This is a genomic window from Nostoc sp., assembly GCF_036918245.1.
In the GTDB taxonomy this organism is placed as follows: Bacteria; Cyanobacteriota; Cyanobacteriia; order Cyanobacteriales; family Nostocaceae; genus Nostoc.
This window is the reverse complement of sequence record NZ_JBALEF010000109.1, coordinates 1-12,225: the sequence shown is the minus strand read 5'-3', so window position 1 is coordinate 12,225 and position 12,225 is coordinate 1. Positions and strand designations below refer to the sequence as shown.

8 protein-coding genes are annotated in these 12,225 nt (G+C 42.3%); 7 read left to right on the top strand and 1 reads right to left on the bottom strand.

Going from position 1 to position 12,225, the window contains the following annotated elements:
* Positions 1–136 precede the first annotated feature (136 nt).
* Together acsF and V7L12_RS31695 are read left to right on the top strand one after the other, a co-directional pair.
* Positions 137–1,192 carry a magnesium-protoporphyrin IX monomethyl ester (oxidative) cyclase gene (gene acsF, locus V7L12_RS31700; protein ID WP_335090510.1) on the top strand — a complete coding sequence of 352 codons (1,056 nt, stop codon included), beginning with the start codon at positions 137–139 and terminating at the stop codon, positions 1,190–1,192.
* A gap of 433 nt (positions 1,193–1,625) precedes the next feature.
* Complete coding sequence (locus V7L12_RS31695) at positions 1,626–7,079, top strand: trifunctional serine/threonine-protein kinase/ATP-binding protein/sensor histidine kinase (RefSeq protein ID WP_335090508.1); 5,454 nt, start codon at positions 1,626–1,628, stop codon at positions 7,077–7,079.
* A 293-nt stretch (positions 7,080–7,372) separates the two neighbouring features.
* Here V7L12_RS31695 and V7L12_RS31690 read toward each other — a convergent pair whose 3' ends face one another.
* On the bottom strand, positions 7,373–7,618 hold the full coding sequence (locus V7L12_RS31690; protein ID WP_335090506.1) for a hypothetical protein: 246 nt from the start codon (positions 7,616–7,618) through the stop codon (positions 7,373–7,375).
* Positions 7,619–8,092: 474 nt separating this feature from the next.
* Here V7L12_RS31690 and V7L12_RS31685 point away from each other — a divergent pair, with 474 nt between their 5' ends.
* From V7L12_RS31685 to V7L12_RS31665, 5 genes are all read left to right on the top strand, one after another.
* Entirely contained in the window at positions 8,093–9,040 is a 948-nt protein-coding gene (locus V7L12_RS31685) for a zinc-binding dehydrogenase (protein ID WP_335090504.1), read from the top strand.
* A gap of 15 nt (positions 9,041–9,055) precedes the next feature.
* Positions 9,056–9,403 carry a hypothetical protein gene (locus V7L12_RS31680; RefSeq protein WP_335090502.1) on the top strand — a complete coding sequence of 116 codons (348 nt, stop codon included), beginning with the start codon at positions 9,056–9,058 and terminating at the stop codon, positions 9,401–9,403.
* Between the two features lie 26 nt (positions 9,404–9,429).
* Entirely contained in the window at positions 9,430–10,230 is an 801-nt protein-coding gene (locus V7L12_RS31675; protein WP_335090500.1) for an SDR family oxidoreductase, read from the top strand.
* A 79-nt stretch (positions 10,231–10,309) separates the two neighbouring features.
* A complete protein-coding gene (locus tag V7L12_RS31670) occupies positions 10,310–11,224 on the top strand; it encodes a TauD/TfdA dioxygenase family protein (protein ID WP_335090498.1) in 915 nt (304 codons plus the stop codon).
* A gap of 103 nt (positions 11,225–11,327) precedes the next feature.
* Positions 11,328–12,023, top strand: a complete 696-nt coding sequence (locus V7L12_RS31665) for a hypothetical protein (protein WP_335090496.1) — start codon at positions 11,328–11,330, stop codon at positions 12,021–12,023.
* Positions 12,024–12,225 lie beyond the last annotated feature (202 nt).

Sequence of the window (12,225 nt, the reverse complement as noted above, 5' to 3'; positions counted from 1 at the left end):
ACAAGATGGATAATTTATTTATTGGAAATCCCTTCCTGCCGAGTTTACTGAAGGATTGTAAAGAGGTCTAGCAAAATAATTGCATTTGTCATAACTTGATAGTTATAGAACTATTGATTTGATCGCCTCATTACTCATGGTTAACACCTTACCGAAGCCAGAAATTAAAACTCCCAGCAAAGAAACTGTACTCACCCCGCGGTTTTACACTACAGATTTTGAAACCGCAGCCAAGCTGGATTTGTCTGCCCAGGAAACGGAGTTGCAGGCGATGTTGACAGAAATGCGGACAGACTACAACCGCCACCATTTTGTTCGGGATGAAGCGTTTGAGCAGTCTTGGGAACACATTAATGGTGAAGCAAGGCAGGCGTTTATAGAGTATTTGGAACGCTCTTGCATTTCTGAGTTTTCCGGCTTCTTGCTATTCAAGGAATTATCCCGCAAGCTAAAAAATCGCAGTCCAGTGCTAGCGGAAATATTTCAAATGATGGCGCGTGATGAAGCCCGCCACGCCGGATTTCTCAACAAAGCAATGGCTGATTTTAAACTCTCCCTTGATTTAGGCACTGTTACTAAAACCCGCACTTATACATTTTTCCCGATTGAATGGGTACTTTACACCGTTTACCTCTCAGAAAAAATCGGCTACTGGCGTTACATTATTATTTTCAGGCATCTAGAAAAGCACCCGGAAAACCAGTTCTACCCCATATTCCGCTACTTTGAGAGCTGGTGTCAGGACGAAAACCGCCACGGGGACATATTCAAAGCATTATTGCGTTCTCAACCGCAACTCTGGAACACCTGGAAATCTAGGCTGTGGAGTCGCTTTTTCTTGCTATCAGTATTTGCTACTCACACCCTGACAGTTCATGAACGTTCCGGGTTCTACAAATCATTGGGACTTGATGCCACAGAATTTGATATCCAAGTTGTCCGCAACACCAATGAAACCGCAGGACGGGCTTTTCCTGTAATGTTGAATACCGAACATCCCAAGTTTTTCCCACGTCTGCAACGCTGTGCTGGTTATAACTTGAAAATTGCAGATATTGAAGGCAGTTATAGTCCGAAATTGGTGAAGCTAATTCGCAAACTACCTTTGATTGCAGTAATTGTTTGGAATCTGCTGTTAATTTACCTCATCAAACCAATTGATACTGAAGCCCTGCGGGGAACGGTTCGTTAGCTATTTATTAGACATCTGCTGGTGAAATTAATTATGCGTTCTGAATAAGGCATATAGCGGTTCCCATTCAGATGCGGTACAAAATTATATCGTGGGGTGTAGGGGCACGGCAGTGCCCATAGGTGTCAACTTCAGGTAAAAGTTAGGTAAGAGAAAGCGTTCTAGAGTTGCCCTCATCCCCTAACCCCGAATCCCAACATGGGATTCGGGGAACTGGAGAATTATGCTCCCCTCTCCCAAATTGGGAGAGGGTACGTAGAAAAACGATCTGCACACACTGTATGAAAAAGTTTATAGTCATTGCGTGCTGGGAAAGATCAGCCTCGCTAATTTTTCCTTAATTAGCATTTGAAGAGTTAACTTGACTTGAATTCTGGGAACTATCATAGGAACCACGAAAATTTATTAGAAAACAACATTCAGACAAGTATTAATGTTTAAATTAATTGCTCACATCCCTGACTATAGTATTAGAAGTTTAATTTATGAGGCTGCTGCCACAGTAATTTATCGAGCATACTCCAAGGCTAAGGAATGCTCAGTTGTGATCAAACTGCTTAAAGCAGAGTATCCCACTATCAAAGAGATTGCTCAACTCAAACACGAATACGAAATTATCCAAAACCTGAATATTGCAGGTGTAATTAAAGCCCATGAATTAATCAATTATGACAACGGCTACAATAATGGTCTAGCACTGGTTTTAGAAGACTTTGGTGGAGAAACCTTAAAACATCAGATATCTACTACAGGAGTTGAACTTACAAAATTTCTTAACATTGCCGAACAAATTACTGAAACTTTGGGAGAGTTACATACCCACCACATTATCCATAAGGATCTTAAGCCCGAAAACATTCTTTATAACCCCAATACCGAAAAAATAAAACTGATTGACTTCAGCATCGCTTCGCTGTTATCAAAAGAAAGCCCAGAAATCAGTAGCCTCAACCTCCTAGAAGGAACGCTGGCTTATATGTCGCCTGAGCAAACTGGACGCATCAACCGAACCTTAGATTATCGTACAGATTTTTACTCATTAGGTGTAATTTTCTACGAAATGCTGACAGGTCAGCTCCCCTTCCAAAATGCCCAAGACCCAATGGAGTTGGTGCATTGTCACATTGCGAAAATCCCAGTAGCTCCGCACGAGATTAATCCTAAAGTACCACTGGCAATCTCTGCGATCGCAATGAAACTTCTGAGCAAAACTGCTGAAGACCGCTACCAGAGTGCTTACGGGTTAAAGGCTGACCTAGAGCAAGCAGCGATACAACTGCAAACAAAAGGCAGCATTGACCTTTTTAATTTAGGTCAGCAAGATTTTTCGCATCAATTCCAAATAGCTCAAAAACTTTACGGTCGGGAAATAGAAGTGGCGGCTTTAATGGCTGCCTTTGAAAAAGTTAGCCTTGGTTCTAGCGAAGTTGTGTTGGTAGGAGGATATTCTGGTATCGGCAAATCCTCACTAGTTAACGAAGTTCACAAACCGATTGTGCGGCAACGAGGTTACTTTATCGGTGGCAAATTTGACCAACTTAAGCGAGATATTCCTTATGCTTCTTTAATTCAGGCATTTCGAGAATTGATGCGACAACTGTTAGCTGAAAGTCAAGCCAGAGTTGAGGTTTGGAAAAATAAATTACTACGAGCATTGGGAGCTAACGGTCAAGTTATTATTGATGTCATCCCGGAAGTAGAACTGATTATTGGGCAGCAAGCGCCTGTACCGCAGTTGGGGGTTGCTGAGTCTCAAAACCGTTTTAATCGGGTGTTTAAGCAATTTATCCATGCCTTTACTGCTGCTCTCCATCCCTTAGTACTGTTTTTAGATGACCTCCAATGGGCAGATGCTGCCTCTGTGAACCTGGTCGAGAATCTGATGACTGACCCAGAAAGTCAGTATCTCTTGCTGATTGGGGCTTATCGAGATAACGAAGTTAGTCCCACCCATCCGCTGATGCTAATGCTAGAGACAATTCAAGCATTTGGGGCAACCGTTGAAGAGTTGCTTTTGAAGCCATTAGCAACACCTCATATTACTCAACTGGTTACTGACACGTTCAATTGTGAATCATCTCAGGCAGAACCTTTAGCCGATTTGCTGTTTCAAAAAACCCAAGGTAATCCCTTTTTCTTAACTCAGTTACTAAAAGTACTTCATCAAGATAATCTCTTGACATTTGATTATCGTTCGGGTTTCTGGAAGTGGGATCTCAACAAAATTCAGTCACAAGCCATTACCGATAATGTTGTCGATTTAATGGTGAATAAAATTCAGAGGCTGTCAGAACCGACGCAGCAAGTTTTACAATTAGCTGCTTGTGTTGGCAACCGTTTTAATTTAGAAATTCTAGCTGTAGTAAACGAAAAATCTCCATCAGCAACAGCAATTGATTTATGGGAAGCTTTGCGAGCGGGATTAATTCTTCCCTTAAGCGATACTTACAAAATTCCTCAGTTGTTGAATCAGTCGGAATTGGCAATATACTGCAATACTGCTGTAGAAGTTGACTATAAGTTTTTGCACGATCGCGTTCAGCAAGCTGCCTATTCTTTAATTCCAACCGACCAGCAACAACAAGTACACCTGAAGGTGGGAAAATTACTATTACATAATACTGAAAAAGCCCAGTTAGAAGAACATCTTTTTGATATTGTCAACCATCTCAATGCTGGTAGTTCATTGATTGTGGAACCAGCAGAAAGATATGAACTGGCAGAATTAAATCTGAAAGCAGGTCAACGGGCAAAATCATCTTCGGCGTTTGTCACTGCACTCAAATTGCTAGAGACAGGGATGAGTTATCTACCGGAAAATAGCTGGCAAGATAATTATTTACTTACCTTAACTTTATATTTACAATCTGGAGAAGCAGAGTTTTTAAATGGTAAATATGAAGAAGCTTTGCTGATTTTTGAGCAGACTTTCAGCCAAGTTAAAACTACTCTTGATATGTGTCGAGTGAATGAATATCGGATTATGTGTTATCGGATGGAGAATGACTTGAACTCCGCATATAAAATTGGGTTAAACACCTTAGAACTTTTAGGCTTAAAGTTTACAGCTTATCCCGATGATGCATATTTGTTGGCAAAACTTAATCAAACAAAAAAAATTATTGGCGATCGCTCAACTTTTAGTCTCGCAGAACTACCAAAAATGCAAGACGAAGAGAAGTTAATGGCTCAACGTATCTTAAAAGAAGTCTGGCCCATTGCCTACTTTTTAGGATCTAAAGCGTTGCATATCACATCAATGAATATAACTCAACTTTCAGTTCAGTATGGCAACTCACCAATTTCTGTATTTGGTTATATGCTTTATGCTTTTAATTTGGTGTTTCAATATGGTGAGGTAGATTCTGGTTATGAGTTTGGTGAGCTATCTTTGCGGTTGCATGAAGTTTTAAGAACGAAAGAATTAGAAGCAAATATTTTAAATATGTGGGGCGGTTTAGTTTGTCACTACAAAGACCATATTAGCGAGAGTAAACCTTATTTATTGAAGGGATTTAATAGTGGTTTAGAAACAGGTTCTTACCAGTGGTCTGGTTATTGTTCAGTTAATTTTTTGTGGCAATCATTATTTGGAAATGAATCTTTAGAAAAAACCGCAGAAATAGCCGAAGATTTTATTCCTAGCCTCCGCAAGATTGACAAAAATATGTTGAACTACCATCTGCTGGCTATGGAAGCGATCGCTAACCTAACTAAGCCAGCAGGAAAGATTGACCAGCTTGTTGGAGATTGGGCAGATGAACAGCAAGTGCTAGAATTTGCATTGGCATCTTCGGATATGTTGAGTGCATTTGTAGTTTACATCTATAAACTTGCGCTTTGTAACTGGTATGGAGACTATACCAAAGCTGTTGAATATGCAGAGAATGCCGAAAAATTTGTTGGGGGAGCGCGAGGAATTTTTATTAATCCTGTTTTCTATTTTCACAAAAGTATTGCCTTAGCAGGGGCTTATGCAGAGGCAGATACCGCAACTCAAGTCATTTATCTGGATAAACTAAATGCCAACTTAGAAAAATTCCAGCAATGGGCAATGCACTGCCCAACCAATTACCAACACAAGTTCCTACTGATTCAAGCAGAAGTGGCTCGGATTCATCAACAAGATTATCAGGCAATGGAACTGTACGACAAGGCGATCGCTTCTGCTGCCGAAAATGGTTATTTACAAAATGAAGCCTTAGCAAACGAACTCGCATTTAGATTTTACCTGGACAAGGATAGGCAAAACTTTGCCAAAGTTTATTTTAAAGAAGCCCGTTATCGCTATCTGAAGTGGGAAGCTACGGGTAAAGTCCGGCAACTGGACGAACAATATTCTCAACTTTTTACAGATACAGTCGGGGAGGTAACTGGGCAGGGTACGGCTACAAAGCAGATTCGGGATATTTTTGAAGCCAAAACCCAAACTCTAGATATTAGCACAGCGATTAAAGCGTCCCAAGCACTCTCAAGTGAGATGGAGCTAAGTCGGCTGCTAGAGAAAATGATGACGATCGCGATCGAGAATGCTGGGGCCCAAATGGGTTATTTACTTGTAAAACGGGAGAACCAGTGGGTGATTGAAGCTGAAGGAAGTATTGATCGAGATCAAGTAACAGTGCGATCGTCCAGTCTGGTGCAAGTAAAGCATAAATTGCCAGTTTTACTGATTAACTATGTTGAAAGAACAAAAGAAAATTTGGTTTTAGACGATGCTAGTCACACAGAGCGTTTTGTGAGTGACAACTATATTATTGCCAATCAACCTAAATCAGTTTTGTGTTCGCCTTTTGCTCACCAGGGTAAGCTAACTGGAGTTCTTTACCTGGAAAATAACCTCACCACCGGAGCCTTTACCGCAGAGCGATTAGAGGTACTAAACTTATTAACTTCGCAAGTTTCCATCTCTATAGAAAATGCTCGGCTCTACACAAATTTGCACATATACTCCCAAGAGTTAGAGATTTCGGAAACACAAGCGCGTGAGAAAGCAAAACAGCTAGAACACACGCTCGATGAATTGAAGCTCACCCAGTCCCAGATGGTGCAAAGCGAAAAAATGTCTAGCCTGGGGCAGTTGGTAGCAGGCGTTGCTCACGAAATTAATAACCCAGTCAGCTTTATCTACGGCAACCTTACTTACGTAAATAATTATGTCAAAGACTTGATGAGTATAATACAACTTTATCAGCAGCAAAACCAGAATTTACCGCCTAAAGTTCAGAATGAAATAGATGCAGTTGACTTAGATTTTTTGATGGAAGACTTACCTAAGCTGTTGGCTTCAATGCAAGTGGGAACTGATCGTATTCGTCAAATTGTATTATCTTTACGAAACTTTTCCCGCCTAGACGAAGCTGAAGTTAAAGCCGTTAATATCCATGAGGGCATTGATAGTACCCTAATGATTTTGCAAAATCGGCTCAAACCACAACCAGACTCTCCCGGAATTCAGGTAATACAGGAGTACGGCAACCTGCCACCTGTAGAGTGTTACCCTGGCCAACTCAATCAGGTATTTATGAACCTACTGGCAAATGCGATCGACTCTTTAGAGGAATTTAACGAACACCGGACTTATGCCGATATCGCACGTCAGCCAAGTATCATTACAATTCGTACTACTATTGAAGGCGATGTCGCCGTCATTCGCATTGCTGACAACGGTTCTGGTATCGGTGAAAATGTGCGATCGCAACTGTTCACGCCCTTTTTTACCACAAAACCTGTTGGGAAAGGCACTGGTTTAGGGTTATCTATTAGTTACCAGATTGTGACTAATAAGCATCGAGGACAGTTGGAATGTGTATCAGTTTTAGGACGAGGGGCTGAATTTATTGTTTCTATCCCCCTTCAGGCAAGACTAGAAGCAAGAAGTTTCTAATCAACCATTACAGCCCAAATATGGGCTAAACAATTCCGGATCATCGTGTACAGTGACTTTTTATATTGGGGAGAATTGGGATTCTCTCGTTGGGTTGGCTGGGGAATTATTGCTCATAATTTAACTATTATTAGTCGAGGCACTCTCAAAAATAAATATTCCTGCTAAATTTTAAATTTTTTAACATCCCAAAAACTTAGTTTACTGAAATATTATTTTCCCCAAAAAACGAGCAAATTTTTAATATTTTACTTTGCTATAAAAATATAGTTTAAACACAGAACTATTGGTTATTAACAAAGTTTTATATCTAATTCGTTCAACAGTTTTGCACCGGGAACTAGACTAAAGTCTATACAAATGATATCTTTTGCCAACATGCGATCAATGTCGGTGCGATCGCAAATACCTGCCGTGACAATTAACGGAATCATCACACCCACCTGTTGTTGCAAATAGTCCCGCAGTTGAGAAATTACAGACTCAATCGAGTATCCTGGAATTTTTACTACCAAAGTGCTAATTTTAGATATTTTCAATAGGATATTTGATCATAAATATTGCTGACTTTTTGCTAGCATATTAATAAATAATAATGCAGTAATTGTTAAAATAATTATTCGGGAATAAAGCTTGATTTTTATCAGATAAAAAAGATAAAAGTTATTAATTTAAAATTTTACCATACTGCATAGCAAAATCCATAGATGCCCGACAGAAGGCTGGTCAGAGAGTAAGCTAGAAGGTTGATGCGACTAGCTGACAATGCAGCAATAGATGAAACAAATATTTTCACAGGTGCTTGATTATTCTGGCTGTTTGTGATAACTTTCTTTATTACGAACCCAAAATACTGTAATTATATCAAGGTGCCGTTGTTTATTAAATTTTGTTAACCTAGTTGCAAGGATTTGCAGTTAAGAATAAATAGCTAATCTATCGAGATTATTTATTGCAGGTATAACATTGCGAACCAACGAACTAGAAATTAATCTCTAAGCTAGGGCAACCTTATGAGCAAAATACGTGCTGTGATTGTTGATCCCAATGTGCCAGGGCGTTTGGCACTGAGTGAAGTGACTGCACCAAAACCTGCCCCAGATGAAGCTCTAGTGCGGGTAGCAGCAATTTCCCTCAATCGGGGAGAGATAAAACGTTCAACCACTGCTGAGGCTGGTTGGCAGCCTGGTTGGGACTTAGCAGGTGTAGTGGAAATCCCCGCTGCCGATGGTTCGGGGCCTCCCCTTGGGGCGCGTGTAGTTGGCTTGCGCCGTGCTGGTGCTTGGGCAGAACTCGTGTCTGTTCCTACTGACGCCTTAGCGGTAGTGCCGCCATCGGTATCTTTTGCTCAAGCGGCCACGCTGCCTGTAGCGGGTTTAACTGCATACCATGCAGTGTTAAAAGGTGGTTCACTTTTGGGTCGGACAGTTCTGGTTACAGGTGCATCAGGAGGCGTTGGTTACTTCGCTATCCAATTGGCGCAACTGTCAGGAGCGCAAGTTGTAGCACATATTCGTCAAGCTGGCTATGAAACTCTAGTTAGAGAAGCAGGGGCGCAATCGGTGGTGATTGGCGAAGACCTTTCACCCGCTAGCGAGTATGGGCCCTACGATCTAATTGTAGAGTCAGTAGGTGGTAAGACTTTGGGGGTAGCCCTTGGCTTACTGGCACAGGATGGAAAAACTGTGCTGTATGGAGTATCTGGGGGAGCTGAAGTGACATTCAACGCGGCTCAATTTTTTGGGACTGGTAGCGTGAGCCTGTATGGTTTACGTCTATTTGATGAATTGAGATTTGAATCAGCAGCAGTCGGTCTAAAACGGCTTTTGAGTCTAGTAGAAGCAGGTGAGTTACATCCTCACATTGATTTAGAAGCTTCTTGGACACAAATAGCTGATGTAGCCCAACAACTACTCGATAGGCGTTTTCCTGGCAAAGCTGTGTTGCACATTTCCAATTGAGCAATGGCAGATGGCATGAGGGATAGTACGGACTTCTGGTTCAAACTAGATCAGCTTGTAGCCATTAGTAATCTCAAGATAGATCGCCCAAAAGGGACATCACATCCACGTTATCCATCCTTTGTTTATCCGTTGGACTATGGATACTTGGAAAACACTCGCTCTGGAGATGGAGCCAATATTGATGTCTGGATAGGTAGTTTATCTAGTAAAAAAGTCACTGCCGTCATTTGTAGTGTTGACTTGGAAAAACGGGATACAGAAATCAAAATACTTCTGGGCTGCACTTCTGGGGAAAATCAAGCCATCTTGGATATCCACAATACAGGCTCTCAATCAGCAATATTATTGGTTCGCAAGTAAATTACATTTTTGAGGGTAATGTTTGTATGAGCTTAGAACTAAAACTATCAGGTAAAACAGCGATCGTTACAGGAGGAAGTGCGGGCATTGGTTTAGCTACTGCCAAAGCACTTTATAGTGAGGGTGTGAATGTAGCGATCGCAGCCCGCAATCAAGAACGCTTAGATCAGGCTGTAGCTGACATCCAGTCCTTACCCACCCCAGGCGCGAAAGTTATTGCTATCAGCGCCGATTTAACGAAAGCAGAGGATGTTGAGAAAGTTGTCTCCACAACATTGGCCCAATTTAATCAGATTGATATTTTGATTAACAATGCCGGATCAGCCCGTGCTGGGTCTTTCCTAGAATCCACTGATGATTTATTTTTGGATGCTTGGAACTTAAAATTATTGGGCTATATCCGCTTAGTTAGAGCCGTCGTTCCCCATCAAAAAAGTCACGGTGATGGGCGAATTGTCAATATAGTCGGTGGTGCAGGACGGACACCTCGTCCTAACTTCCTAGCTGGTGGTACAAGCAATGCTGCTTTGCTGAATTTCACAAAGGGCATTTCTAAAGAGCTAGCTGAGTACAAGATTCGCATTAACGCTATCTCCCCTGGTGCTACAGCTACTGAGCGTGCCGAGACTTTAGCTCGGCAAAATGCCCAAGCACAAGGCATCACCGTTGAGCAAGTGAAGGCACAAAACATCCAAAGTATTCCTTTAAAAAGAATCGCCCAGCCAGAAGAAATTGCCGCGCTGGCGCTATTTTTGGTGTCCGATCTTGCTGCATCGATTACAGGAACAGAGATTATCGTTGATGGCGGATCTACCCCTGGTGTTTAACAGTAGAAACGCGATGAATCAGACGCGATGAATCGCGTCTCTACTCTTGTAAAAACATAAACTTCTTGGAGATAAAAACATGGGTTCTCAATACTTTGATATCAAACCAGTTGCAGGACGTATCGGTGCTGAAATCATTGGTGTTAATCTGAGTTCTAACCTCAGCGATGACATCATCAGCGATATTCGCAAGACTCTAGTCAAATACAAAGTGATCTTTTTCCGTGGTCAGCAACAACTCGATGCTGATGGACAGGTTGCTTTCGCTCGTCGCTTCGGTGAACTCACTACAGCCCACCCTACCGTACCATCGCTGCCAGAAAATCCAGAAGTCTTAGACCTGAATTATGGGCGTACCACTTCCCGCGCCAATAGCTGGCATACTGATGTAACATTTGTAGACCGTCCTCCTCTCGGCTCTATCTTACGAGCGCTTGACATTCCCCCGACTGGTGGCGATACAATCTGGGCAAACTCTGTAACTGCATACCAAGATTTACCTACCCATCTGCGTAATCTCGCAGACCAACTTTGGGCAGTACACAGCAACAAATTCGACTATGCTACTGCATTTGACTTACCTGAAGATGCCAAGGCTTATCGGGCTGTCTTCACTTCGACTGTATACGAGACTCTGCACCCAGTTGTACGCATCCATCCCGAATCTGGGGAGCAAGGGCTATTCATCGGCGGATTTGTGCGCCAGTTCCGTGGCTTATCAACAACTGAATCAGATGACATTCTGCGGCTGTTGCAAGCATACATCACACGTCCTGAAAACACAGTCCGGTGGCGTTGGCAAGTTGGTGACGTAGCCTTTTGGGATAATCGGGCTACTCAACATTATGCGATCGCAGATTACGGCGACCAGCCCCGCCACGTTCAACGTGTCACAATTGTCGGCGATCTCCCAGTTGGCATCGATGGTAAACAAAGTGAGGCTATCAAAGGAGATGCTTCTGAGTACAACCGACGTCAAGCGGTGACTGCGTAATAGGGACTCGCGTAAAAATAAAATACCAGCTAGATAATCTCTGTGAAGTATGAAGTTTCATTGGTAGTAAAGCAAGTTCCATACTTGGGCAGAGGAGCGATGCATGGGTGATACACGTGCTACTGTTTTGGAAACAATAGCGGATACTTTAATCGAGCGTGCTGAGGCTCTGCCTTCTCGTGTTCTGCAAGTAGCGGTGACAGGCATTACTGCTAGTGGCAAATCCACTTTGGCACAGGAGCTAGCGCAGATACTAACCAGACGTGGAAGAAGTTCTGTTCACATTGCAGTAGATGATTTCCATAACCCACGCGATCTGCGCCATCGCCGAGGTCGTGAGTCGGCTGAAGGCTACTATTTTGATGCCTACAACTATCCGCTCCTCAAAAAGCTTGTGCTTGAACCACTCGGGCCTGGGGGTAATTTAATCTACCAGACACGTGGGTTCGACTTGGAAACAGATGCTCCAGTGGAAGAGGCACTTAATAAAGCCCATCCTGGAGACATTTTTCTTTTTGCTGCCAGTTTTCTGCTACGACCAGAGATTGTCTCTTACTTTGACTATCGTATCTATATAGATACAGATTTTGAGGTAGCCGAGCAGCGTGGGGTAGACAGGGATGTAGCACGGCTTGGGTCTTGGGAAAACGCAGTTCGTCTGTATCGTCAGCGATACCATGCCGCACAACGAATCTACTTTGCAGAATCTAATCCTGTGCAGTATGCCGATGCTTTATTAAAAAATAATAATTTGGCAGAACCGATTCTCTTTTTGAGAGCAAATCATCCTAATTCGTAATGAGCTTACGCCCCGCTTCTCTACGCTACCGTGTATACACAAGTCTTTTAGAGTTGCTAGGTAACGTAAGGTTAATTTTTACAAGCCGATGCAATGGCATTGTTAGTCGATGCAATGGCATTGTTAGTCGATGCAATGGCATTGTTAGTCGATGCAATGGCATTGTTAGTCGATGCAATGGCATTGTTAGTCGATGCAATGG

What these genes read in the sequence shown, in the direction of transcription:
- acsF (WP_335090510.1), top strand. Translation starts at nt 137, where the DNA reads ATGGTTAACACCTTACCGAAGCCAGAAATTAAAACTCCCAGCAAAGAA.
- V7L12_RS31695 (WP_335090508.1), top strand. Translation starts at nt 1,626, where the DNA reads ATGTTTAAATTAATTGCTCACATCCCTGACTATAGTATTAGAAGTTTA.
- V7L12_RS31685 (WP_335090504.1), top strand. Translation starts at nt 8,093, where the DNA reads ATGAGCAAAATACGTGCTGTGATTGTTGATCCCAATGTGCCAGGGCGT.
- V7L12_RS31680 (WP_335090502.1), top strand. Translation starts at nt 9,056, where the DNA reads ATGAGGGATAGTACGGACTTCTGGTTCAAACTAGATCAGCTTGTAGCC.
- V7L12_RS31675 (WP_335090500.1), top strand. Translation starts at nt 9,430, where the DNA reads ATGAGCTTAGAACTAAAACTATCAGGTAAAACAGCGATCGTTACAGGA.
- V7L12_RS31670 (WP_335090498.1), top strand. Translation starts at nt 10,310, where the DNA reads ATGGGTTCTCAATACTTTGATATCAAACCAGTTGCAGGACGTATCGGT.
- V7L12_RS31665 (WP_335090496.1), top strand. Translation starts at nt 11,328, where the DNA reads ATGGGTGATACACGTGCTACTGTTTTGGAAACAATAGCGGATACTTTA.